General features: G+C 68.1%; 25 protein-coding genes and 1 tRNA gene. 10 read left to right on the forward strand and 16 right to left on the reverse strand.

Going from position 1 to position 23,796, the window contains the following annotated elements; genetic code table 11:
• Position 1 precedes the first annotated feature (1 nt).
• Entirely contained in the window at positions 2-541 is a 540-nt protein-coding gene (gene mobA, locus OG555_RS14315) for a molybdenum cofactor guanylyltransferase (RefSeq protein WP_329483353.1), read from the reverse strand.
• A 121-nt stretch (positions 542-662) separates the two neighbouring features.
• Between mobA and OG555_RS14320 the strand changes: the two genes are divergently transcribed.
• Both OG555_RS14320 and cobC read left to right on the forward strand, forming a co-directional pair.
• Entirely contained in the window at positions 663-1,454 is a 792-nt protein-coding gene (locus tag OG555_RS14320; RefSeq protein ID WP_329483354.1) for a carbon-nitrogen hydrolase family protein, read from the forward strand.
• A 57-nt stretch (positions 1,455-1,511) separates the two neighbouring features.
• Complete coding sequence (gene cobC, locus OG555_RS14325; RefSeq protein WP_329483355.1) at positions 1,512-2,540, forward strand: Rv2231c family pyridoxal phosphate-dependent protein CobC; 1,029 nt, start codon at positions 1,512-1,514, stop codon at positions 2,538-2,540.
• A gap of 137 nt (positions 2,541-2,677) precedes the next feature.
• Here cobC and OG555_RS14330 read toward each other — a convergent pair whose 3' ends face one another.
• From OG555_RS14330 to OG555_RS14345, 4 genes are all read right to left on the reverse strand, one after another.
• Entirely contained in the window at positions 2,678-3,274 is a 597-nt protein-coding gene (locus OG555_RS14330; protein WP_329483356.1) for a gamma carbonic anhydrase family protein, read from the reverse strand.
• 288 nt (positions 3,275-3,562) lie between these two features.
• Entirely contained in the window at positions 3,563-4,744 is a 1,182-nt protein-coding gene (locus tag OG555_RS14335) for an FAD-dependent oxidoreductase (RefSeq protein WP_329483357.1), read from the reverse strand.
• A 25-nt stretch (positions 4,745-4,769) separates the two neighbouring features.
• Positions 4,770-5,987 (reverse strand): MFS transporter, encoded by a 1,218-nt coding sequence (locus OG555_RS14340; protein WP_329483358.1) that lies wholly within the window; start codon positions 5,985-5,987, stop codon positions 4,770-4,772.
• Positions 5,988-6,060: 73 nt separating this feature from the next.
• Positions 6,061-7,296: an MFS transporter gene (locus OG555_RS14345; protein WP_329483359.1), complete on the reverse strand. Its 1,236-nt coding sequence runs from the start codon at positions 7,294-7,296 to the stop codon at positions 6,061-6,063.
• Between the two features lie 292 nt (positions 7,297-7,588).
• On the opposite strand from OG555_RS14345, the gene OG555_RS14350 reads away from it, so the two are divergent.
• A tRNA-Ser gene (locus OG555_RS14350) sits at positions 7,589-7,677 on the forward strand.
• A gap of 39 nt (positions 7,678-7,716) precedes the next feature.
• On the opposite strand, the gene OG555_RS14355 is transcribed toward OG555_RS14350, so the two are convergent.
• Positions 7,717-8,157 carry a nitroreductase family deazaflavin-dependent oxidoreductase gene (locus OG555_RS14355; RefSeq protein WP_329483360.1) on the reverse strand — a complete coding sequence of 147 codons (441 nt, stop codon included), beginning with the start codon at positions 8,155-8,157 and terminating at the stop codon, positions 7,717-7,719.
• A gap of 56 nt (positions 8,158-8,213) precedes the next feature.
• Positions 8,214-9,194, reverse strand: a complete 981-nt coding sequence (locus OG555_RS14360; RefSeq protein WP_329483361.1) for an ArsR/SmtB family transcription factor — start codon at positions 9,192-9,194, stop codon at positions 8,214-8,216.
• Between the two features lie 155 nt (positions 9,195-9,349).
• On the opposite strand from OG555_RS14360, the gene OG555_RS14365 reads away from it, so the two are divergent.
• The 3 genes from OG555_RS14365 (at position 9,350) to OG555_RS14375 (ending at position 12,165) form a co-directional block, all read left to right on the forward strand.
• A complete protein-coding gene (locus OG555_RS14365; protein WP_329483363.1) occupies positions 9,350-9,937 on the forward strand; it encodes a dihydrofolate reductase family protein in 588 nt (195 codons plus the stop codon).
• Positions 9,938-10,147: 210 nt separating this feature from the next.
• On the forward strand, positions 10,148-11,155 hold the full coding sequence (locus OG555_RS14370) for an acyltransferase domain-containing protein (RefSeq protein ID WP_329483364.1): 1,008 nt from the start codon (positions 10,148-10,150) through the stop codon (positions 11,153-11,155).
• A gap of 251 nt (positions 11,156-11,406) precedes the next feature.
• The gene (locus OG555_RS14375; RefSeq protein WP_329483365.1) at positions 11,407-12,165 is read left to right on the forward strand and encodes an alpha/beta fold hydrolase; all 759 of its coding nucleotides are present in this window, start codon (positions 11,407-11,409) and stop codon (positions 12,163-12,165) included.
• Here OG555_RS14375 and OG555_RS14380 read toward each other — a convergent pair.
• The 4 genes from OG555_RS14380 to OG555_RS14395 form a co-directional block, all read right to left on the reverse strand.
• On the reverse strand, positions 12,154-12,918 hold the full coding sequence (locus tag OG555_RS14380) for a YybH family protein (protein WP_329483366.1): 765 nt from the start codon (positions 12,916-12,918) through the stop codon (positions 12,154-12,156). The genes OG555_RS14375 and OG555_RS14380 overlap by 12 nt on opposite strands.
• Positions 12,919-12,975: 57 nt before the next feature.
• Entirely contained in the window at positions 12,976-13,929 is a 954-nt protein-coding gene (locus OG555_RS14385; RefSeq protein ID WP_329483367.1) for a sigma-70 family RNA polymerase sigma factor, read from the reverse strand.
• Positions 13,929-14,975, reverse strand: coding sequence for an anthranilate phosphoribosyltransferase (trpD, locus tag OG555_RS14390; RefSeq protein WP_329483368.1), 1,047 nt, complete (start codon positions 14,973-14,975; stop codon positions 13,929-13,931). The genes OG555_RS14385 and trpD overlap by 1 nt, the downstream gene beginning before the upstream one ends.
• 149 nt (positions 14,976-15,124) lie before the next feature.
• The gene (locus OG555_RS14395; protein ID WP_329483369.1) at positions 15,125-15,916 is read right to left on the reverse strand and encodes a glycoside hydrolase family 16 protein; all 792 of its coding nucleotides are present in this window, start codon (positions 15,914-15,916) and stop codon (positions 15,125-15,127) included.
• A 91-nt stretch (positions 15,917-16,007) separates the two neighbouring features.
• On the opposite strand from OG555_RS14395, the gene sigJ reads away from it, so the two are divergent.
• Positions 16,008-16,889 carry an RNA polymerase sigma factor SigJ gene (sigJ, locus tag OG555_RS14400; RefSeq protein WP_329483370.1) on the forward strand — a complete coding sequence of 294 codons (882 nt, stop codon included), beginning with the start codon at positions 16,008-16,010 and terminating at the stop codon, positions 16,887-16,889.
• On the opposite strand, the gene OG555_RS14405 is transcribed toward sigJ, so the two are convergent.
• A complete protein-coding gene (locus OG555_RS14405; protein WP_329483371.1) occupies positions 16,864-17,631 on the reverse strand; it encodes a phosphotransferase family protein in 768 nt (255 codons plus the stop codon). The two genes, sigJ and OG555_RS14405, sit on opposite strands and share 26 nt — an antisense overlap.
• Before the next feature lie 68 nt (positions 17,632-17,699).
• On the opposite strand from OG555_RS14405, the gene OG555_RS14410 reads away from it, so the two are divergent.
• Positions 17,700-18,998, forward strand: coding sequence for an FAD-binding oxidoreductase (locus OG555_RS14410; protein WP_329483373.1), 1,299 nt, complete (start codon positions 17,700-17,702; stop codon positions 18,996-18,998).
• Positions 18,999-19,058: 60 nt separating this feature from the next.
• Here the strand turns inward: OG555_RS14410 and OG555_RS14415 are convergent, their stop codons facing one another.
• The gene (locus OG555_RS14415) at positions 19,059-19,946 is read right to left on the reverse strand and encodes an SH3 domain-containing protein (protein ID WP_329483374.1); all 888 of its coding nucleotides are present in this window, start codon (positions 19,944-19,946) and stop codon (positions 19,059-19,061) included.
• A gap of 268 nt (positions 19,947-20,214) precedes the next feature.
• Here OG555_RS14415 and OG555_RS14420 point away from each other — a divergent pair, with 268 nt between their 5' ends.
• Both OG555_RS14420 and OG555_RS14425 read left to right on the forward strand, forming a co-directional pair.
• Positions 20,215-20,643, forward strand: coding sequence for an ester cyclase (locus OG555_RS14420; RefSeq protein WP_329483375.1), 429 nt, complete (start codon positions 20,215-20,217; stop codon positions 20,641-20,643).
• Positions 20,644-20,811: 168 nt separating this feature from the next.
• Complete coding sequence (locus OG555_RS14425) at positions 20,812-21,588, forward strand: enoyl-CoA hydratase/isomerase family protein (RefSeq protein ID WP_329483376.1); 777 nt, start codon at positions 20,812-20,814, stop codon at positions 21,586-21,588.
• Here OG555_RS14425 and OG555_RS14430 read toward each other — a convergent pair.
• The 3 genes from OG555_RS14430 to OG555_RS14440 form a co-directional block, all read right to left on the reverse strand.
• Positions 21,580-21,921 (reverse strand): YciI family protein, encoded by a 342-nt coding sequence (locus tag OG555_RS14430; RefSeq protein ID WP_329483377.1) that lies wholly within the window; start codon positions 21,919-21,921, stop codon positions 21,580-21,582. The two genes, OG555_RS14425 and OG555_RS14430, sit on opposite strands and share 9 nt — an antisense overlap.
• 88 nt (positions 21,922-22,009) lie before the next feature.
• Positions 22,010-22,165 (reverse strand): DUF6131 family protein, encoded by a 156-nt coding sequence (locus OG555_RS14435; protein WP_166679556.1) that lies wholly within the window; start codon positions 22,163-22,165, stop codon positions 22,010-22,012.
• Positions 22,166-22,261: 96 nt separating this feature from the next.
• Positions 22,262-23,656 (reverse strand): MFS transporter, encoded by a 1,395-nt coding sequence (locus OG555_RS14440; RefSeq protein ID WP_329483378.1) that lies wholly within the window; start codon positions 23,654-23,656, stop codon positions 22,262-22,264.
• Between the last annotated feature and the right edge of the window lie 140 nt (positions 23,657-23,796).

Raw genomic sequence — 23,796 nt, forward strand, 5'->3', positions numbered from 1 at the left:
TTCAGTCGTCGAAGTCTGCCCAGGTGTCGACATCGTCGCCGGCCCGGGTCGGGTCGGACCAGGCGAGGTCGAGGCCGGTGAGCGTTCGTCGTACCGACTTGTCACTGGGGTCGCCGACGCGCGCGATCGCTTCGGCCAGAGCGGTCCGGCGGTAGGCGGCCGCGAGTTGCTGCTCGCGGGCGTCTGTGTCGCGCAGGCCGTATCCGTCGTGGTCGCCCAGTCCGTTGAGGAGTGTTGTGACGTCTTCCTTCGTCAGCCAGGGGAGGTCGCAGCTCAACAGGGCAACGACCGGAGCTGTGCCGTGGCTCAGCCCGGCCGCGATCCCTGCCACCGGACCACCGGACGGCGGATCCTCAACGGTCCAGGCCACCGGGCGGTAGGTGGTACGAACCGGGCCAACCACCACGGTCGACACCGCGTCGGCAGTTGCCGTCAGCACCCGATCGAGCAGTGTGACTCCGTCCAGCACCAACATCGCCTTGTCCACGCCACCGAACCGCGTCGACCCGCCCCCAGCAAGCACCACCGCGTCGAACTCCACGACAGCAGTCTCGCCGGGTCGGTCCTTCTGGACCAACTCTTCCCGCCTCTTGCGCACTCCCTCGACAGCAGGTCCTCACATCGCGCGGGGTTCAAGCCCGGATCTGCGGCACCATGGAGGGGTGAAGATCGCCGTGGTGCAGACCGCCAGCAGCAACGACAAGGCCGCCAACCGCGACCTGGTGACCCGCGTCGTCGCCGACGCGGCTCAGGGCCGGCCGGATCTCGTCGTCCTCCCGGAAGCGATGATGTCCGACTTCGCGGTCGAAGGCGGCTCGGTGGCCGAGGCCGCGGAGGCCCTGGACGGGGAGTTCGTGGACACGCTGCGGAAGTGTGCGGTCGAGCACGGTGTGGCGATCGTGGCGGGCATGTTCGAGCGCAGCTGCGATCAGCACCGTCCCTACAACACGCTGCTGGCGGTCGGCGCGGACGGATCGCTGCTCGGCGCCTACCGGAAGATCCACCTGTACGACGCCTTCGGCTACAAGGAATCGGATCAGCTGACCTCGGGCGATGTCGCACCGGTGGTCGTCGGCGTCAGCGGCATGTCCCTGGGCCTGATGACTTGCTACGACCTGCGCTTCCCCGAGCTGTCTCGCGCTCTGGTCGACGCCGGTGCTGAGGTGCTCGTCGTACCGGCCGCGTGGGTCCGTGGCCCGTTGAAGGAGCACCACTGGACCACTCTGCTTACGGCTCGGGCTGTGGAGAACACCTGTTATGTGGCGGCCGCTGCGCAGAACGGGAAGAAGTATTGCGGGCTCAGCCAGGTCATTGATCCACAGGGCATCGCTGTGGTGTCAGTCGGCGAGTCGGATGGGCATGCGGTCGCGGAGGTCTCGGCCGAGCGGCTGGCCGACGTACGCCGGCGGAACCCCTCGCTCGAGAACCGCCGTTACACAGTCACCCCGCGCTGACGCCCGAGGCGCGGACTAGGCCGTATCTGATCGCGGCCGAGCGGTTAGCCTCCAGGGGTGCTGGATGGGTTTGATCTGGAGCATCACGGCGACCTCGAGGTCGGCGACGGGCTGGTCGATCTCGCGGTCAATGTGCGGGCGGGGACGCCGCCGCCGTGGTTGGTCGACGAGATCACGAGCAGTCTGTGCGACCTCGCGTCGTACCCGCGGCAGGACGCGGCGGTGGCGGCGGTCGCCGCACGGCACGGCGTAGCGCCGGATCGGGTCCTGCTGACTGCGGGGGCCGCCGAGGCGTTCGTGCTGATCGCGCGGGCGTTCCGGCCGCGGCATGCGGTGGTGGTTCATCCACAGTTCACCGAACCCGAGGCGGCGTTGCGATCCGCCGGCCATCTGGTCGACCGGGTGATCCTGCGGCCGGAGGACGGGTTCGTGCTCGATCCACGCGCCGTGCCGGCCGACGCTGATCTCGTTGTCATCGGCAATCCGACCAACCCGACGTCCGTACTCCACCGAGCGGACGACCTGCGCGAACTCGCGCGGCCCGACCGGATCCTCGTCGTCGACGAGGCGTTCATCGACGCCGTACCGGGTGAACCCGAGTCGCTCGCCGGCGCGTCGATCCCGGGCCTCGTGGTGATCCGCAGCCTGACCAAGACCTGGGGACTGGCGGGGCTGCGCATCGGGTACGTCCTCGCGGCGCCCGGGTTGATCGAGCAACTGGCCGCCGTCCAGCCGCACTGGCCGGTGTCCACTCCAGCACTTTCGGCGGCGATTGCCTGCAGCAACGAGCGTGCTTTGTCCGAGGCAACAAGTGCGGCGTTGGACATCGATCGGCAACGTGTCCATTTGCTTGACAATCTTGGTTCGGTGAGTGGGCTGTCGACGTACGGCGTGGCGCGGGGACCGTTCGTACTCGTGCAGGTCGAGGGGGGCGTGGTACTGCGGGAATCCCTGCGGGACAAGGGGTTTGCGGTCCGGCGGGGCGATACGTTTCCTGGGCTCGGGCCGGATTGGCTGCGGATCGCCGTACGGCCGGCCGATGTCACCGATGCGTTTGTGAAGGTACTGCGCGACCTGACGGATTGATTGATTTGTGCACTGCATTCCCATCGAGTCGACGCTGTAACTCAGCGAGGTTCATGCGGCTCCACTGTGCGCACAGGATGACCACAGCCTCGCGAGCAACGAGCGCCCCGAGTCAGGTAAGCGTCCTGTCGACGAAGTTATGGGTCGATGCGGTGGTCGGATTTGTGGGTGCCGTAGTAGGTGGATTGGCGGGACATGATGTCGCGCATGGGGGTACCGCGGGGGACGCCGTAGACGGTGCCGGGGAAGTCCAGGTCGCGTTGGAGTTCCCAGAGCTCCTCGTGCCGGTCGGGTGAGAAGAGCTGGGCTGGGTTGCCGGCCGCGATCCATCCGATCGGGAGGACCGTGCCCGGTTCCAGGCGCGAGTTGACGTGCAGCACGCTGTGGATCCGGAGTTCCGCGCCCGTGCCGGCAACGGAACCAGGGAACAACGCTGCGCCCGTGGCGATGAAGACTTCGTCCTCGACCGTGGCGCCGTTGACGTGTGCATGGGGACCTACCAGGACCGCGTCGCCGAGCAGGGCGGGATGGTCCGCCCGGCCGCGTACCAGGGCGTTCTCCATCACCACGCTGTTCTCACCGAGACGGACCTCGCCGTTCTCCGCCGTCAGCACCGCACCGTGCAGGACTCTGCTGCCCTCGGCCAGCACGACGGCTCCGCAGAGCACGGCTGATGGGGCGACGTAAGCGGATTCGGGCACGACCGGTCGCCGGCCGCGGTGTTCGAGCAGCATCAGCTGTCCTTCCGTCGATCACCTCATCTTCCTCAGCTGTACCCCGGTTGGTAAGCGGATTCTCCACTGCCCGGGTCCTCACAACCCGGGCGGCGGCGTCCGGCGGCCGTCCACATCGGAGGTGGGAGGCTCGGTCGACCGGACGATCCGGGGTGGAGAACCGCGAACGCTGCAAACATTAGAACAGATGTTCGATCAGATGCAATGCATCCTGACGAGTCAAATACCCGAGATGTTGGCCGCCCGGCGGTCGCGCGTGCGGGGCTGCGCAGGGTGGGGTGAGGCGGGCTATTTCACGTGTTCTGGGCGGATGCCTAGGCCTATGAAGCGGCCGGTCAGGCGTGTCAGGGGTGGGAGTGCCCGGAGGAACTTTGGTGTCGTGGGTTCGGCTGACGTAGAGGCGGCGTACAGGGCTTTCGTGGCGGCGGCTTGGAAGCGTTGGGTTACGAGTGTCGGGAAGGTGCGGCGGCGTTGGATCGTGCGGAGGGTGTGGGTGGTGACGCGGCCGCGGTGTAGTGCGGGGGCGAGCAGGTTGGCGCTGGCTACGGCGTCCTGGATTGCCAGGTTGATGCCTACTCCGCCGGCTGGTGACATGGCGTGGGCGGCGTCGCCGATGAAGAGGAGGCCGGGACGGTACCACTGCGTCAGGCGGTCCATTCGGACGCTGAGCAGGTGGACGTCGTCGAAGCTCCTCACCTCGTCCACGCGGTCGGCCGGCAACGGCAGGAGTGCGGCGATGCGGTCGCGAAAGGGCTGGATGCCGTCGGCTCTGATGGCGTCGGCTCGGCCCTTCGGGAATGCGTACGCCAGCTGCCAATAGGTGCCGCGGTCCACGGCCACCAGTGATCCGCCGCGACCACTCTGGAAGAACGGCACAGACTCATCGGCACGGCGTGAGACGCGGAACCAGAACACGTCGACACCCGGCGCTACCGCGACCGACGTCAACCCGGCGATCTCTCGCAGGACGGAGTCGCGGCCCTCCGCAGAGACGACTAGTTCGGCACGCAGCTCCAGTGGGCCGGTAGTCGTTTCCGCGTGTACGCCGATCACCTGGCCGGCCGCGGTGATCAGGTTGGTTGCGGTGGTACGCCGGAGTAAGCGGAAGGCGTCGTACTCAGATGCCTTCTGGGCGAGGAAGTTGAGGAACTCCCACTGGGGCATGAACGCGACGTACGGCGATCGCACGGGGAGGTGGCGGAAGTCGGCGACGGTCACTGGGCCGTCCGGCGTGCCCATGGTGACTCGGTCCATGCGTCGATGCGGCAGGGCGAGGAATTCGTCGGCCCAGCCGAGTTCGTGCATCAGTTCGATGGTCGACGGGTGCACTGTGTCGCCGCGGAAGTCTCGGAGGAAGTCGGCGTGCTTCTCGAGCACGGTGACATTCACGCCCTGCCGGGCCAAGAGGGCGCCGAGCATCAGACCGGCCGGCCCGCCGCCGACGATCGCCACAGTGGTCCACCTCGGCATCACACCGCAACGCTAGCTCCGGTCTCTACGCGCGCTGGGTTGCGAGGTGCGGGACCGCGCGGTCGAGGGCGAAGATGGAAGCACCGGCGACGAGGGCGACGACGGACACCGCCAGCCAGGGCAGCTCGTGATGGAGCTCGAAGAGCTGAGCGAAGAAGGCCGGAGCCAGAACGCTGGCGAAGGTGAAGGAGTACTGCCAGTAGGACAGGTACTTCCCGCGCCCGACCACCGGCGCCGCTGCCGCCGACACCGCGTTGTTGGTCGCTGCGTGCAGTACGTCGCCGAACGCGAAGCACGCCGTGGCCAGGACGAGCACGGGCACCACGAATCCGTCAGGGATATGCAGCAGCGATGCCATCAGCAAGCCCCACACTGCCCAGGCCACGCCGGCCACGGCCATCACATACATACGGCGTCGCCGTTCGGTGTGCCGAACCACGAGCGTCTGACCGGTCGCCAGTACGACGGAAGTCGCGGCCAGCAGAACGCCGACCAGCCACTTGGGCACCGGCAGCGCCTCAGCGATGTAAACGGGTAGTCCGACACCCATCGTCATCATGCACAGCGCCAGCAAGGTGTTGGCACCGATGAGGACCAGGAACGGCTTGTCCTTGCGCAGGAGCGGTGCCGGACCGGTGTCCTTGGCGGCCTCCTTGTGGTGCGACGGGTGCAGCCGCAGCAGGAGGAGACCGGCCACGAAGAAGGTCACCGCGTTGATTGCCATGGCGATCAGGAACGGCGTGTCGCCACCCATGGCTAGCAGGGCACCGGCCGCCAGTCCACCGAGGGCGAACCCTCCCGCCTGCATCATGCCGCCCAGACCGAACCACCTGTCGCGGTCGCCCTCGTCCGCGATGTCCGCCAGCAGACTGAAGATCGCCGACCAGAACGTTCGCTGACCGGTCGTCATGACCAGTGCGCAGAGGAACAGCAACCACTCCGATCGCCCGAAGAAGAAGCCGGTGAACGCGAGGCCCTGTGCGAACTGCGCGCCGATCACCAGGTTCCGCGGCCCGACTCTGTCGATCACCATCCCCACTGCGGCCGGTGCGGTGATCGAGAAGAGTGTCGCGACGGTCAGCAGCAGTCCGGCTGTTCCGAGCGGGATGTCGGCGACCTTGATGAAGTAGAGGAGGAGGAGCGGACCCGCGCAGCCGCCACCGAACGAGTCGATGGCCAGTGCGACCAGCAGCGGTTGGCGCCCACGGACGTTCGGGAGGCCGAGGGATGTGGCTGCGGGCATGACAGAGTGCTCCCATCGCATCGACTCGGCGACCACGAACATAGCAACCGTTTGCCGATAGCCCCAGCGGATTTCAGTCCGCTGCGGGCACCCGCCGTACCGAGACATTCCGTAGCGGCCGCCAGGCGACGGCCGTCATCAGGACCATTGCGACGAACGCTATGCCGAACGGCGCGGCGAGTCCGAACCGCTGTGCCAGTACGCCGCCCAGCGCCGAACCGATCGCTGCGCCGCCGACCGAGGCCAGCAGGTAGACGCTGTTCACTCGGCCCATCAGTGGCTCCGGCGTCGCCAGTTGCCGTGCAGTGGTCGACACGATGCCCCACACCACCGCATGGACGCCGAACACAGCCATGGTCACTCCGGCGACCCACGGACTCCGGGTGAGCGCGAGTATCAGATGGACCGTCGTCTCGATCACCAGACCGGCGCGCAGCAGAGTCAGTGAGCCGACACGCGGTTCCAACAGGTGGTACGCCGGCATGCCGAAGACGGCTCCGATTGCGCCGACTGACATGAGTAGTCCGAACTGCGTCTCACTCAGACCGAGCCGCTCCCGGGCGAACAGCACCCAGGTCGCGAAGGCCGCGCAGAAGGTGATGTTCATGACCAGGATCGAGCACGCGAGCGTTCGTACGCCGGCGTGGTGCCACAGCCAGCGCACTCCCTCGCGTACTTCGCTCCAGATCGCCGTACCCGATGACTCCGGCAGTGGCGGCCGTACAGCGACCCGCGCGATCAGGGCGGCCGCGGCGGCGAACGTGACTGCGTCGAGGACCAGTGGGATGCCGGCCCCGACCGCGAACAGCAGTGCGCCGAGTGGTGGGCCGCCAAGCTGTTGCAGGACGGTGCCACTGGCAAACAGCCGCGCGTTGGCCCTGCCGAGGTGGGCTTTGGGTACGGCGCTCACCAGCAACGCACCAGATGCGTTGTCGGCCAGGGTTTCCGCCGTACCCAACAAGAACAGGGACAGGTAGATCGCCCAGAGTGGCGACGAGCCGAGCAGTACGGCGGCGCCCAGTCCGGCGAGCACCAGTGCGCGAAAGGTGTCGGCGGCAACGATCATCAGTCGGCGATCGAGCCGGTCGACGAGGGCACCGCTGAACAGGGCGAACAGTAACCACGGCAACTGCTGGACGAATGCGGCGGCGCCGACCGCGGCCGGTTCACTCGTGATCGAGGCGACCAGCAACGGGCCGGCGGCGAGCATGGCGCCGTCGCCGAGATTGGAGATGATCGCGGCCGGCCAGATCTTGCGGAAATCGGATCCGAGATCGGACGGCAGCAGGAACGTACCGAAGGAAGACATGCGAGGGCTCCAGAGGGCATGACGGAACAACCGGAACTGCCGGCGTGACGCCGCGGTAGACCCGGTCGGCTGCTCGGCAACCGGCCGGATGGTCCGGTCAGCTGCTGGTCAGCGCGCCAACCGGACGGTGTGTGCCATGTCCTCGAACGACCGAGACATTGCCCTCACCTCCGTCCGTACCCCAGGCGGCCCGTCCGCCTGCCCAGGACCCTACCGGCCGCCACCCGCCCCCGCACTCCAGTTCCGGCCCGGCCGGCTGCGCTATCCTCGACGATCGGCGACCACGTCGCCTGGAGGGTTCGCATAGTGGCCGAGTGCGCTGGTCTTGAAAACCGGTATGGCGGGTGACCGTCATCGTGGGTTCGAATCCCACACCCTCCGCCTTGTGATGTCTCGAGACGTTCCGGGCAGGTGGAGGGGCTATTCGGCCGGCTCGAGGACGAAGAGGGGGATCTTGCGGGGGGTCATGGTCTGGTAGTCGGCGTAGCCGGGGAACGCGGCGACGGCCCGCTCCCACCACAGCTCGTACTCGGCACCCTCGAGCTCGCGGGCGACGTACTCCTTGGTGACTTCGCCGTCCTGCACCGTGGCCTTCGGGTCGGCCTTGAGGTTGTAGTACCAGACCGGATTCTTCGGGCCGCCGCTGTTCGACCCGACGGCGAGGTACACGCTGTCGTGCTCGACGCGCATCAGCGGGGATTTGCGGATCTTGCCCGACTTCGCGCCGCGCGTGGTCAGCAGCACCACCTTCAGGCCGCGCACATCGATCACGTCGGTGGTCCCGGCCTCGGTGACCTTGTCGACCTCCTCCCGGACCCACCCGGTCGGACTCGGGGCGTACTCCCCGGCGTTTGATGTCATCTCACCAATTCTAATGGTGATGCGACACCAATCACCGGGCGTCTCAGCTCTCGGCGCTACTCGGTGAGGGCGTCGCCTCGGGTGGTTCTGCGGTAGAGGACGGTGCCTGCGACTCGGGTCCGGGAGACGAGTCCGCTCGCGTTGAGGACCGACAGGTGCTGGCTGATGGCTCCGGGGGTGAGTCGCAGCCGGCGGGCGAGTGCGGTGGTGGCGGCGGGCTCGGCGAGTGTGATCAGGATGCCGGCGCGGGTTCGGCCGATCAGGGCGGCCAGTGCATCGGGTGGGGGCGGTGGAGTGGTTTCCCACAGGGTGGCGACGCCGCGGACCGGGTAGGCGATCATCGGCTGGTAGCGCGCGCCGGCGTACCCCGGCTTCAAGCGACCGGTCATCGTGCGGACCCACGGCCATCCCATCGCGAGCGGCACCAGGGTCAGGCCGGTCCCCGATAGCTCTCCGCTCCAGTCGTAGGGATCCGCCACGGACAGGCGGTCCCCGTCGAGCGTGACGGTCTCGTGCAGGTCGTCGAACAGCGCTTGCAATCCGCCGGCGGCCAGTCGTTGTGATCGCCACAGCACGTCGGCCTCGAGAAGTCGCAGGGTGCTGGGCCAATGCTGGGCGAGCGCCACGTCCCAGTAGGCCTGGAGCGTGTCGACGATGCGGACGGTGGCGGCCTCGGGATCCGCACGGATCCGGTCCGCCAGCTCCTCGGGCACCTCCGCCACGTCGCCGATGTCGGTGATGACTTGCTGCGCTTCGGTACGCCGGATTCGGTCGAACTCGCCGGCGATGTCGGGCTGTGGTTCGGATGGTGTGAAGGAAATGAAGTCGGCAATCCATCCGTGCACCGGAGCGAGCGTGAACACCTCGGTCAGGTCGAGATCGGCGACCAAGGGCCGGGTGGCGCGCACCCATGGCAAGTGCAGCGAATGTTCGCCGGGAGCCCGCAGTGCGACCGTGCTGAACACCAATTCCATCAGCGGTGAGAACGCGAACCTGATCCGGGCCACGTCCTCGGGTCGTAGCCGCCACTCGATCACTCGAGCCTCCTCGCCGGCATTCCGCTGCGTGTTTAGGTCAGGCTAAAAGTATCGCCGTCTCGCGTTGCCCCGGCCACAGTCGTCAAGTCGGATCAATGGGCTCCGACTTTCTCACGACAGGGCCAGAAGGCCCGACAAGGCGAAAGGAACCCGAGATGAGCAAGGTAGTCATGGATGTATCGATGTCCCTGGACGGATTCTCGGCCGGACCGAACATCCGGCCGGAGGAGCCGATGGGAGATGGCGGCGAACGGCTGCACGAGTGGGCTTTCTCCGGAGAGGGACCGGACGCCGAGATCGACAGCGCCATCCGCCGGGAGCTGGACGCGATGGTTGGCGCCACCATCATTGGACGGCGTACTTTCGACCTCGGTCTGGCTCCGTGGGGCGGTACGCCATGGCCCGGCGTACCGAGCTTTGTTGTCACCCACCGGACCAGGGAGGACCTCCTCGGCGACAACGGAGGGACGTTCGCCTTCGATGGGCTGGAGGCCGCGGCCCGGCGTGCCAAAGCTGCCGCGGGGGACAAGGACGTTGTGGTCCTCGGTGCGGACGTCGGCGGGCAGCTGATCACGGCCGGTCTGCTCGACGAGGTGTGGATCCATCTCGTCCCCCGGCTGATGGGGGAGGGCACGCGGCTGTTCGATGGAGTACGGGCTGAGCTGATCCCGGAGGACAAGCCCGTCGCGGGGGCCGCTACCCACCTGCGTTATCGCGTCGCCAGGAATGAAGCAGAGCGATGAATACAGCGATGTTCGGTAGCTTTCTCGTTGGCGTGCTGGTCATGCAGGTGATCAATCTACGGAGCACTCGCCGCCCGCCTCATCACCGCGCACTGAAGAGGGCTAGGCGTAGTGCGATCGGTGTGAGCTGGCTCACACGAGTCGTGCGTTCGGGGTGCGGCCCGTGGTGGGGTCGAGGTCAGGGGTTGGCCTCGGCGAAGGGACACGGGTGTGGATGTCGACGATGCTGCGGAGCGGTTGGGGTTCACCGGGGCGGCGCGGGCCTGGTTGCGTGGGTTGCCTGACGGTGACGGCGTACGGCTTCCCGATGACGCTGGCCGTCTCCTGGAGTACTGCGGAGTGTCGGGCGCGGATCGGCGCGAGATGCTGGCGGCGCGGCCGGATCCCGTGAAGGACCCGGAGTGGTGGGCGGTTATGTCCGCCATGGCGGGCGGACTCGAGCGGGAGCTGGACCGGGCAATCCCCTCAACCGGGTTCCATGGGTGGCCTACCGTGCCGCGGTCGGCGTCTCCGGTCGGGCTGTTCGCCGGGGCGTGGGCGTTGCTGGCCAACTTGCCGCGGCTGCTCGAGTTGCACGCGCAGCGGGGTGTGCCGGAGTCGGTGAGTGTTGCGACTGTGTCAGCGCTCGGAGGGGTGATGGGTACGCACCGGCACATCACCGGTCGGGCGGGCGTTGGGTTGATGAGTCTGTGGGGACCGCCGTTGCGGTTTCGGGGTGCGGACTATCAGATCGGCCGGCACGACTTCACTCGCGCGCACCTGGGGTTGGGCGATGGGGTCTCCGGGCACGTGCTGATGATTCACATCCCTCCCACCGGTCCGCTCGATGCGGAGGAGTCCGAGCGGTCGATCGCCGACGCGGTGGACGCGTTCGGCCGGTGGTATCCGGAGGAGCCGTTGACTGGGTTCGTGTGCTCGTCGTGGCTGCTGGATCCACAGCTGGGCGAGTACTTGCGCCCTGACTCGAACATCCTGCGCTTCCAGCGTCGCTTCAGCGTGTTGCCGCTGGTGCCGCCGGAAGACCCGAGCGAGGGTGATCGAGAGCTGATGCGTCTCGGTCTGCAACTGGCGGCACCGGAGAGTGCGTTGGGCGACGAGGATCTGACGCGGATACCGCAGGACACGAGCTTGCAGCGCGCGTTCGTGACTCATCTGCGCGCTGGCCGGCACTGGCACACGCGCACCGGCATCCTCCGCTCGGAGCTCGCGTGGGGCTGACGGAACGGGCGCTGAAGCATGTGGCAGCGCTGTCTTCGGGTGCACTCGGCGGCGGTTCCGGCTCGGGGTTGGCGTACTGCGGGAGCACGCTGACTACCGCGGTACGCAGTACGTCGAGCTGGGTGAGCGGATCGCGGTCGGTGGGGTGCGGACGCCGCGGGTGATCGGTGACGCGGCTGGCGAGTACGACGAGCAGGCGCTGAAGCGGGTCTGGCACTGCCTGGCGCGCTTCGGCCTGGCAGGCTGGACGGATGGAGCTGAGGATTCCGGTCGGTCGGGATGAGGTCTGGGCAGAGCATCTGGCGGGTGACGGGGTGCCTGTGGTGTTGCTGCACCCCGGGATCGGCGACTCGCGGGTCTGGGACCTGGTGATGCCCGGACTGACCGGCCACCGGGTGGTGCGGTACGACGTCCGCGGTTACGGCCGGTCCGCACCGCCGACGACCGAGTTCTCGCTGCTCGGGGACTTGGTCGCCGTATTGGATCAGCTCGGGCTGGAGCGCGTGCTGATGGTCGGGTGCTCGATGGGCGGGGGTACGGCGATCGGACTGGCGCTCAAGCAGCCCGAACGGGTCGTCGGGCTGGCGCTGCTGTGTCCGGGAGTGCCCGGGTTCCCCTGGCCCGACGAGCCGGAGCTCGACGCCGAGGCGGACGCGCTGAGAGAGGCTCGGGATGTCGAGGGGATGGTGCGGCTCGCTTTACGCCTGTGGGCCGCCGCGGGGGATGACGACGCCGCGGTCGCTCAGCTGCGGTCCGCCGTACCAGCGTGGTTCGAGCAGCGGCAGTATCTCAAGGAGGATCCACCTGTCTACGACCGCCTGCACGAGCTCCAGGCGCCGACTGCCGTCATGGTGGGCGACAAGGACCGCCCCATCCTGGCAGCCATCGCCGGCGCGACAGCCGCCCGGATCCCCGGCGCCGAGTTCATCTGGATGCCCGGCGCCGACCACCTCCCAAGCCTCCGCGACCCGGCCAAAGTGCTCGACACCATCCTGCGGCTAGCTCGTTGACGGGTAGGACAGGTGCTGGTGGATCAGTTGCCAGCCTTGGGGGGTGTGGGTGAAGACTCGGGTGGAGCGGGACTCGGTGTCGACGCCGGCGGTGGTGACGTGGTCGATGCCCCAGGCGATGGCGAGGTTGCCGGAGGCTTTCACTACCGTGTCGGGGGTGGTGAAGGTGATGGGGCCGGTGGTGGATTCCAGGCCGGACTTGCAGACCTCGCGGACTGCTGGCTTGCCAGCGTAGTTGCCGTTGACTTCGTAGGAGACCACGTCCTCGGCGATGGGGTCCATCAGGGCGTCGAGGTCGCGGGTGGCGGTGTCGGTGGTCCAGTGGTCGAGGATGCTGCGGACGTCGGCAGTGGCGACGGCCGGTGGTACGTCGTCGTGCGGGAACGAGTGGTGTTCGTGGGTGACGGTCCAGCGGTCGTCGGTCTTGCGGAGACCGATGGTGAGGCGCAGCCGCAGCGAAGGATTCTCGTCCGGGGTGCCGCAGCGGAGTAGGGCGAAAGCGAAGGCGACGTCCGAGCCGGCGGTCACCTCCAGCGACTCCAAGGCGAACGTCGCGCCAGAGCGTTGCCATTCGAAGAAACCCGGCCACGTCTCGCGGTAGGCGTCCAGGCCCCGCACTCCGTCGTACGGCGGGGGTACGTCGAACATCACGATGTCCGGCGCGTGGTCGGTCAGGACCGTGGCCAGGTCACCGGTGTGGACTGCGGTGACCCAGTTCTCGATCAGCGTGCGGATCTCCTGCTCGTCAGTCATCTCTCGTCCATCCATTCGCGGCTCTATCACCCCTACAACCCGGCGCCTGACGCAAACTCATCGCGGCAGCGATGACGGCAGTCCGAACGACGGGAAGTCCGCCTCCAGGTACGACACGACCTGGGCGATCTCCGTCCCGCGGAGCCCGACCACGTCGAGCCCTCCCGGTACGTAGCGCGAGCCGTCCCACAGATAGGTACCGAACGCGAGCTGACCGTTCGCACGGGCCGGCAGGAAGCGCCACTCCGACTCCAACGGCCCATCGACCAGGAACGACCGGATCGCAGCGCGGCCGGCGAACCACTCCGGTAGCGGCGGCATCGAGTACTTCGCGTCCTCTGCCAGCATCGCGACGATCGCGTCGACGTCACGCGCCTCCCACGCGGCCATGTACCGCCGGACCAGCTCCCGTTCACCAAATTCCCCAAGCGCGTTCAGCGTGGCCTGCTGGCTCGGCGCCGAGCTCACTACTGCCCGGGCTCGTTGCAGTGCACTGTTGACCGCGGCAACCGACGTCTCCAGGAGCTCTGCCACCTCACGAGCAGTGAAGGCCAGTACCTCGCGCAGAAGCAGCACCGCACGCTGCAACGCGGACAGGTGTTGTAGTGACGCCACAAACGCGAGCTCCACGGACTCCAACGCCAGCACCCGAGCTTCCGGGCTCAGCGACGCAGTCCACGACAGCCGACTCATCGGGTACGGCTCCAGCCAAAGGACCTCGGCTGAGCCGTCTACGTCGACGGGCAGCTCCCGGCGGCCGCGGCGCTCGATCATGGTGAGGCAGCGGTTCGTGGCGATCTTGTAGAGCCATGGCCGGATCGAGCCGCGGTCCACGTATCCGCTGAGACCGCTCCACGCGCGGACCAGCGTCTCTTGTACGGCGTCCTCCGCATCGGCGTCGGATCCGAGCATCCGGTAGCAGTGCGCGTGGAGCTCACCACGCCACGGCTCAACCAGCTGTCCGAAGGCGTGCTCGTCACCGGCGCGTGCGGCGTCCAACAGCTCTCGCATCACCTGCACGCTAACGAATGGCTGGCCCAGCGCTCCAGTGTCGCGGCAGCCCGGCCACTGTCCACAGCCTGCCGGCACCGCTCCAGACAGTCCGCCAACCGTTCAAGCAACAGGCCGTTTTCCAACTGCAGAGTGACCAGTGCAGCCGCAGCATTCAGCAGTACGACGTCCCGCACCGGCCCGGGCTCACCGTCGACCAGACCACGCAGCACGCCGGCGTTGAAGGCAGCGTCGCCACCACGCAGCTCGGCCAGTGAAGACGGCCGCAGCCCCAGTGAGCGCGGGTCGAAGACGGTCTCGCGAGTGAAGCCTCCAGACACCACCCACATCCGCGAAAGCCCGGTGGTGGTCAGCTTGTCCAGGCCGTCGTCACCTCGGGCCACAAGGGCGGATTTACCTTGCTGGGCGAGCGCATGGGCGATCACGGGAAGCATTCGGGGGTTGGCAACGCCTACTAGTTGATGCTGCGGGTCGGCGGGGTTGAGCAACGGTGCCAGGACGTTGAACGCGGTGGGGACTGCCAGCTCGCGGCGTACCACCGCGACCTGGTGTAAGGCCGGGTTGAAGCGTGGTGCGAACAGATAGGTCAGTCCAACCTCGGCAGCCACCCGAGCAGCGTCAAAAGCTGACAGGTCGAGTGAGACGCCGAGGTGCTCCACCAAGTCGGCAGAGCCGCCCGCTGATGACGATGCTGCCCGACCGCCGTGTTTGACCACGGTGACGTCGGTGGATGCTGCCACCACCGCGGCCATGGTGGAGACGTTGACCGCACCGGTCCGATCACCGCCCGTCCCGACGATGTCCACGAACGGTCCGGCGATCCGCACCGGCGTCGCGTGCGAGCGTAGTACCGAGGCCAGTCCGCCGATTTCGTCGGCGGTCTCGCCCTTGGCCCGCAGAGCGATCAGGAAGCCGGAGATCTGCGCCGGTGAGGCGTCGCCCAGCACGAGTTGGTCCATGGCCCAGCCGGTGTCCGCCGCAGTCAGGTCGGAGCCGGCCAGGAGCGCGGAGATGAGTCCGGACCAGGTCCGGAGTGTTGTTGCCATCGGCAATCCTCAGGGGTGCTGGGCCGCCCACGAGGAGACATCACAACGGCCGCCTCGAAGGAGACGGCCGGGTGGGTTACGCGCGGAAGCAGCCGTCTAGTCGACGGCCCACCACATACCCGCGCGCAGGAACATGGTCAGAACTGTAGTCACGCGACGAGTTCCTCCGCAACGTTCCATCCGCGGATGTAGTCGACGGTGAAGGTGGGGACGAGCCGGCCGTCATCACCGACACTCCGCTCGGGGAAGTCGAACACCGCGAGCATCAACTGCACCGGGTACGACGGGGCGCCTGAGCAACTGCGGATCGGCGCGCCGTCGACGAAGTACGTCGCCTCACCCGAGGCCCACTGGACGGCGTACGTGTGGAAGTCGGCCAGGTCCAACGGGAGGCGGACCGCCTCGAAGTCCTGCGGCACGGCCGGGTCGTGGATGGTCTTCAGGCCCATCCCGACGGCCGCCGAGCCCGGGGCCACCGTGTCGCCGAACACCTCCATCACACAGATCTCGCCGCACCGCTCCGGCTGGTCCTCCAGCCCGACCATCCACAGCGACACCATCGAGCGCGGACTGATGTCAGCACGTGCGCACAGTTCGACGTACCCGCCGTTCGGAGTCCAGCCCCAGAACGCTTCCTGCTCCTCGCGGACGACGAGACCCTCGCGGTACGGCTGCTGACCGACCGCGCTGCCGACCGGACCGGAGTAGTTGCCGGACTGGATCCCGGACACCCGGAGATCCGGTTTGTGGTCGCCGGAGCACCAGAGGCCCTGGTCAGGCGGGATGCTGAGCGTCAGACAGGAGTCACTCAGCCGGTACGTCGCAGCTGACGCCGCACGGGAACTCCACTGCGGCAGGTAGTACGGCGACCAGGCGGACTGGTCGAGCGAGGACGCTTCGAAGTCGTCCTCGAACACCAGGTCACCGCGGGTCGCGCTCATGACCCCATGATGGGCGATGCCGGAGCGCTGTCACATCATGGTGCTCCGATCCGTCTAGGTAGTGATGGACTGCGACCAGGAGAAGGCACCCGTGGACGAGCACGATCAGCTAGCGCGCCAGTTCGAGCAGAACCGCGGGCAGTTGCGCGCGGTCGCGTACCGGATGCTCGGGTCGGTCGCCGAGGCCGAGGACGCTGTACAGGAGGCGTGGCTGCGGCTGAGCCGGTCCGACGTGAGTGACGTCGGCAATCTGTCCGGGTGGCTGACCACTGTGGTCTCGCGGGTCTGCCTGGACATGCTGCGGAGCCGCAAGTCGCGGCGGGAGGACTCACTGGACACGTTCGTCCCGGACCCGATCGTCAGTCGGGAGGTCGGGCCGGAGGACGAGGCGCTGCAGGCGGATGCGGTCGGTCTGGCGCTGCTCGTCGTACTGGAGACGCTGTCGCCGGCGGAGCGGCTGGCGTTCGTCCTGCATGACATGTTCGGGGTGAGCTTCGATGAGATCGCGCTGATCGTGGACAAGTCGCCGGCCGCGACGCGTCAGCTGGCCAGCCGGGCCCGGCGGCGGGTGCAGGGCGCGCCGGTGAGCGACGGCGACACTGGGCGGCAGCGCGCGGTCGTGGAGGCGTTCATGGCAGCGTCGAGGAGCGGTGACTTCGAGGCTTTGCTCTCGCTGCTCGATCCGGACGTCGTACTGCGGGCCGACGCCGGGGATGCGACCGAGGACTTCTCCGGTCCGGCGGTGTCGAAGCTGGTCCGCGGTGCCCTGGCGGTGGTCGAGCAGGCGCTGCTCTTCACCCGGATGGCGCCGTACACGGAGGTCGCCGTGGTCAACGGGACGCCCGGCGCGATCACCGTCGTCAACGGCCGCGTGATGGGCGTCATGGGCGTCACGGTCGTCGACGGCAAGATCACCGAGATGGACATCCTCGCCGACCTCGAGCGGCTCAAGGAGCTCCCGCTTCCGGCCTGATCAGCCCGACCACGCGTCGCGCTTGCGCCTCCGCCGTACCGGGCGGGTTCCGGTCGGCGCTGGGTCCGCCCGGACCGATCAGCGTCAGCCAGAACGCCGCCCACAGGCAGCGGGCTTCGCGGAGGCGGTCCGGATCGACGTCGAAGCGCCGTACGACGGGACCCCAGTCGGTCGCGCGTCCGGACAGATGCTCGATGAGATTGGCGAGCTCGAGCGTGCGGTCGCCCAGTCCCGCGTCCTCGAAGTCGACGATGCGGATTCGGCTTCCGTCCCAGAGGTAGTTGGCCAGGTTGGGATCGCCATGGCCGACCACTGGATCGCGCAGCTCGAACCCGGCAAAGCTGTCCAGCCAGGCCGCCGCGGCCGTCGCGGCGCCGGCGATCACACCGGCGCCGGTGCGGAGGAGCGCGAGCGCAGTGCGCGTGCGGTCGACCAGAGCTGCTGTGTCGATCAGGGGCAGTCCGTGGGGATCGACCGACCACAGGGTGGTGAGGGCGTCGCCCAAGGCATCGAGCTGGCTGGGGGTGAGCGCCCCAGAGAGGGGTTGGCCGGGGAGGACCGACATTGAGACCCACGGACCCGGGGAAGCGGGTTGGGATCGGTCCAGCGGGACCGGCGCCAAAGTCGGCGCGTGCTGTGAGAGCAGGTTGAGGGCCGCCCATTCGCGACCCGGCTCGTCGCGGGACCAAGAGGTGTAGTGCTTCGTGAGGATCTCGTCGGTGACCTCGACGGTATGGGTCATCTGGAGAAGTTTGCCGGGGCGTGTCGATTGGCGCCTCTTTCCTTCGACGTATGAGCAGGAGCGAATACGTGAGGGAGTGGGTTCGGATGACGACGCAGGCGGTTGCACCGAGTGCATGTGACGTGGTGGCGGGGCTGCTCGGGGCTGGGTTCAACGGTGCCGTCCGGCTGCCCGGTGAGGCGGAGTACGACGCCCAGCGGAAGTCCGTGATCCCGACGGTGGACTCGCGGCCGCTGGTGGTCGCCGAGGCCTACAGCCGGACCGACGTGCAGGCGGCGGTGCGGACGGCACGGGAGTACGGCGTACCGATCGCGGTGCAGGCCACGGGTCACGGGACTCGCGTTCCGGCCGACGGCGGGATCCTGCTGAAGACGACGCCGATGACGTCCGTACTGGTCGACCCGGAGCGCCGGATCGCCAAGGTCGCGCCGGGCGCGCGCTGGGGTGCGGTCCTGGACGCAGCCGGTCAGTTCGGCCTGGCGCCGCTGTCGGGCTCACACCGTGATGTCGGCGTCACCGGGTACACGCTCGGCGGCGGAGTCGGCTGGCTTGCGCGCAAGTACGGGTTCGCGGCCGACAGCGTGATCCGCGCCGAGGTCGTCACCGCGGACGGACGCCTCGTCACGACGAGCGCCGAGCACCACGCGGACCTGTTCTGGGCGATCCGCGGCGGCACCGGCAACTTCGGCATCGTGACCTCGCTCGAGTTCCGGCTGTACCCGGTCCGCCAGGTCCACGCCGGCATCGTGTATTACGGCATCGACCGAGCGGCCGCAATCCTGCGCCGCTACCGCGACTGGACCGCCACGATCCCCAACGAGCTCAGCACCGCGGTCCTCCTGACCCGGGTCCCCGGCACCGAACAGCGCGCCGTCGCGATCAAGGTCCTGTACGCCGGTGCCGCCGAACTGGCCGAGCACCTGCTGAAGCCACTGTTCGCGGTCGCCGGTCCCAGGCTGGCCGGCGAGCTGACCACGATCGAGTACGGCGAAGCCGCGATGGGCGGCACACCCGCCCGGCACCTCGACTTCCTCGACACCCTGACCGACGACGTGATCGACGTGGTCACCGGCTTCGACGACGAGGACGCGCCGACCGTCGAGATCAGGCACTGGGGTGGCGCGATGGCGCACCCGGGCCCCGGCGCGGGACCGGTCGGTCACCGGGGAGCGTCGTACTCGCTGATCGTGGACCGGGAGATGCACGGCCTGCTACCGGACTCGGGTCGCACGTTCGTGAACTTCCTCGGTGATCCCGACCGCGCGGACACGGCGTACGCGCCGGAGGATCTGCGCCGGCTGCGCGAGGTCAAGCGCGCCTACGACCCGACGAACCTCTTCCACCTCAACGCGAACATCCGGCCGTGAAAAAGCGACCCGGTCCCCAGGAGGGCAGGGGACCGGATCGCTCAGGGCGTCTCGGGGTGCTCAGACCGTGCCTGAGTTGCCGTAGACGGTCACGTGGACGTGGTCGTAGTGGTTCGCGGTGGTGCTACCGCGGTCCTCCATCGCGCGCCAGCCTTCGCTGCTGCGCTGGACCGTCCAGATGTGCTGCTGCCAGATCAGCTGGCTGACACCGAGCTTCTTGTAGTTCGCGTGCAGCCAGTCGGCGACCTCCTGGCCCTCCGAGCCGCTGACCATGATGTCCAGCGCGTGCCCGGTCGAGTGCTCCGAACCACTGTCGCCCGAGCGCAGACCGCCGTACGACGTGATGTCCGGGAACATGGCGCAGATCGCCCGGTGGACGCGGATCGCGTCCTGGGTCAGGCCGCTCTCCACCGAGGAACCGGCCTTGCAGGCCGCCTGGGAGATCGAGCCACCGGCGGAGGCGGCGGTGGTTGCGACCGGCTTGGTGGCGGACAGGTAGACCGCCTTCACCCAGCGGGACTTGTTGTCGCTGACGACCTCGGCCCAGATGCCGTCGACCTTGCCGGTGACGGAGACCTTGGTGCCCTTCGGCAACACGTCCAGCAGCAGGCCGGTCAGCGGAAGGGACCACAGGTTCACGTCGGTGGTGGTGTACTTCGTGCCCGTTGCCTTCGGCGGCGTCGCGGTGCGGGTCGGCGTCGAGGTCGGCTTCGGGATCGGCGCCTGCTTCTTCAGATGCTTGGGCGCCGGAGTCGTCTTCGGCTTGGGAGCCGCTGTCGACGGGGTGACGTTCAACGGGGGTCGCAGCGCGTCCCGGCTGACCTGGGTGTCGCGCGACAGCTGCAGGGACGAGCTGGCGATCGACGGGTCGAAGGTGACGTGGTGGTCGGGGAGCGCGGCCGCCGAACCGGTGGCCACCAGGGCCACTGCCGCGCCGGGGATCACCACCTTTGCAATACCTGGGCGGATCACCTGCGGGCGCGATTGACGGTGCCGCGCCTGTCTATGCCGTCCTTCAGTCACTTCTGGAAACCCAATCTGCCGAGACCAAAACGTTATCGACCGGAGGAGTCAAGCACACATCGCCACGCGGGTTCGAATCGGCCCCCAGTCTTAACGCATTACGAACGTCCACCAGCCTCGGCTGAGCCGTGATCCGGCCGCTATCCGGATGTGATCACCTCGAGATCAAACGCTTGGTCGACACAGCCCGTCCGTGATCGCGTTCGCGACCATGGAGGGGCGGATCGAGCCGCCGGAGTGCCGGGTGGGTGACCCGGCCGGCTTCTCCGCGACCGCGCGCTGGCTGCGGACCGCGTTCGAGGGGCTGGCGTACGAGATCCACCATGTGGTTGCCGATGGCAACTTGGTGATGGTGAACTCGACGATGAGCGGGCGGCATGTGGCGCCGTTCGCGGTCTACACCCCGGACGGCGCGGTGGACACGGTCTTCCCGCCGACCGGCAAGACCTTCGCGATCACGCAGTCGCACTGGTTCCGGATCCAGGACGGCAAGGTGGTCGATCACTGGGCCAACCGCGACGACCTCGGCCAGGGCAAGCAACTCGGCTGGGTCCCGCCGACACCGGCATACCTCTTCCGGATGGCCCGCGCCAAGTCCCGCACCAAGCGCGCCGCCGCCTGACCCGCCCCACCCCAGCCGACCGCCCACGCCTCCCGCCGACCGATACCTCAGGCCGACTTTGTGCATCAGGTCCGTACGGCGAGGGGGCGCGGCGTGCGGATCTGGTGCACAAGGTGGGTGTGATCCAGCTGGCGGCGCGGAGGGGTGGCTGCCTGGTTGACTGCGGGCGTGGATGAGCTGGGGTTGCGGGTCGAGCGTGGAGTCGTGGCCCGGCTGGTGATCGATCGGGTCCCGAAGCGGAACGCGTTGACCCGGGCGATGTGGGAGGCGCTGCCCGGACTGCTCGCGGACCTGGCCGCCGACGACCAGGTGAAGGTGCTGCTCGTCACCGGCGAAGGGCCGGGCTTCTCGGCCGGAGCGGACATCCGCGAACTGATCTCCGGTGACGATCCGGCCGACCCGATGGCGGAGCTGCGAGCCTTCAACCTGCGCGCGCAGACCGCGCTACGGGAGTTCCCGAAGCCGACGATCGCGGTGGTGCGGGGGCACTGCATCGGCGGCGGACTCGAGATCGCCGTGAACTGCGACTTCCGGTTCGCCGCGCGGGACGCGACGTTCGGGGTGACGCCGGCGCGGATCGGGGTGGTCTATCCGCCGGCCGCGATCAAGGTGCTGCTGGACCTGGTCGGTCCCGCGACGACGAAGTACCTGCTCTTCAGCGGTGACCTGCTGACCGCGGAACAGGCCGAGCTGAAAGGCCTGGTGGATCGTGTCGTCGACGACCCAGCGGCGGAGGCTGTGGCGTTCGCGGAGACGAAGGTGTCGCGCTCGCAGCTGACGATCCGCTCGGCCAAGAAGACGGTCAACGCGCTGCTGGCCGGCGCGGACGCGGACGCCGCGGCCCGATCGCGGTATCAGGAGACGATCGCCTCCGGTGAGCTCGCAGAGGGAATCGAGGCGTTCACCCGGAAGCGCTCGCCCGACTTCCCGTGGCACTCAGGCTGAGACCAGGGTGCCGCGGAGCTCGACCCGATCGCCGACCGCGGCCGAGACCCTGGCGGCGATCGCCTGGGCGTGCGCGTCGTCGGTGACGTCGACCAGGTAGAAGCCCGCGAGCTGCTCCTTCGCCTTGCCGAACGGCCCGTCGGTGACGACTTGCGCGCCGTCGCGGATCTGCACGATCCGGCCCTCCTCGGGCGGCAGCAGGCCCTCGGAACTGACCAGCTCGCCGCTGGCCGCGAGCTCGCTCTCGAGCCGCATCAGCCGGCCGAGCGCCTGCTGGTCCTCGTCGGTCCAGGTGCGATCGATGCTCCGGAAGATCATCACGACGTACTTCATGGGCCTCACCGTAGCGACCCGGACCGACAGAACCCCGCGGGCCGGAGTGGCCCACGGGGTTCTGATGTCAGGTCGGACTAGGGGTGGATCAGTACCAGTGCCGGCGTCCGCCGACGGCACGGCCTGTCGATCCGAGCAGGAAGAGCACCGCTCCGACCACCAGCAGCACGATGCCGATGGTCCACAGGATCGGAATACTCAGCAAGAATCCCAGAATCAGCAGGATCAAACCGAGGATGAGCATGGAGCCTCCTTCTAAGAGCCGCCGGGCGGTCGCTGGCAGCCACGGGACTCCGGTGCCCCAGTCGCACGGCTCCGAACCTCCAACAATCGTTTGATGTCACGACGCCACTGGTTCGAGCCGCGGTGAGCGCTTCCGATCGAGGAGCAGTGCGCAGCCCGCCAGACCCAGCGCGATGAACAACCACACCGCCATGAACGCCACCCGGTAGCCGTGGGTGAGCGCGGTCGGTGTGGCACCCGTCGTACTGGCTGTGGCGACCGCGGAGAGTACGGCGATGCCTACTGCACCACCGATCTGGAAGCTGGCGTTCTGCAGACCGGAGGCAACGCCGGAGTCCGGGCCGGCCACGTCGCTGAGGGCGGCGATGGCCCCTGCGACCGTTCCGGCGCCCAGTCCGGCGCCGAAGATCGTCAGACCCCAGAAGGCCAGCTCGAAATACCCGGAGTCCACGGTGAGCTGAGTCATCACGGTGGTGCCGACGCCGGCGAGCAGTAGCGAGACGAACGCGACCCTGCGCATTCCCACTCGGGTGACGAGGTGCTGTCCGACCATGGAGCCGACTACTGCGGCAGCCGCGAGTACGGCGGACATGAGGCCGTAGCGGATCGCGGAGACACCCAGCGCCAGTTGGGCGTACTGCGTGTAGATGAAGTTCAGCCCGAATGCCGCCAGCCCCCAAGCGATCGTGATGAGGTTGCCGCCGACCAGCGTGCGCGAGCGGAAGATCCGCAGCGGTACGAGCGGTGCGGCCGACCGCTTCTCCACGACCACGAACAGCCCGAACAGCCCGGCCGACAACAGCACCAGCAAGACAGTCCACCCGATCGCCGAGTCAGGCGCTTCGATGACGGCGTACACGAGCACGATGAGCGCGGCGGTCACCGTGACAGCGCCGGCCACGTCGAAACCGCGGCGGCCCGGACCACGGCTGTCCAGCAGCAGAACGGGAGCCAGTACGGCGACCAGCAGGCAGACCGGCACGTTGATGAAGAAGATCCACTGCCAGCCGAGTCCGTCCGTGACGGGCCCTCCGATGAGGGACCCCGCCGTACCACCGACACCACTGGTCGCTCCCCAGATCCCGAGCGCCTTGTTGCGATCCGGACCCTCGGGGAACGTGGTCATCACGATCGACAGCGCACTCGGCGCCAGTACGGCGGCCGCCGCGCCCTGCAGCCCCCGCGCGAGGACGAGGGCGTCACCGCTCCACGCGAACCCGCAGAGCAGCGAAGACCCGGCGAACAGCAGCAGTCCGGTGATGAACACCCGCCGCCTACCCAGCAGGTCGGAGATGCGGCCCCCGAGCAGGAGCAGGCCGCCGAACATCAGCGCGTAGCCGCTCGGCACCCACTGCACGCCACCGGTCGAGAAGGTCAGCTCACGCTCGATCGACGGTACGGCGACCAGCACGATCGACGCGTCCAGGATGATCATGAACCCGGTCAGGCAGAGCAGCGCCAGTGCGAACCAGCGCTTCGATTCGGTAACCATCTGACATCTCCAGTACGGCGGGGACGCCCGGGCTGAGCGTCACTCGGTGGAGACGTCGGGTTCACTGGGACCACTTCGACATTTCGAACTGTCGAACTTGTGCACCCCTGTTCCGACGTACCGGACGACAGGGGGTCACA

It is taken from the genome of Kribbella sp. NBC_01484, assembly GCF_036227145.1.
Taxonomy (GTDB): domain Bacteria; phylum Actinomycetota; class Actinomycetes; order Propionibacteriales; family Kribbellaceae; genus Kribbella.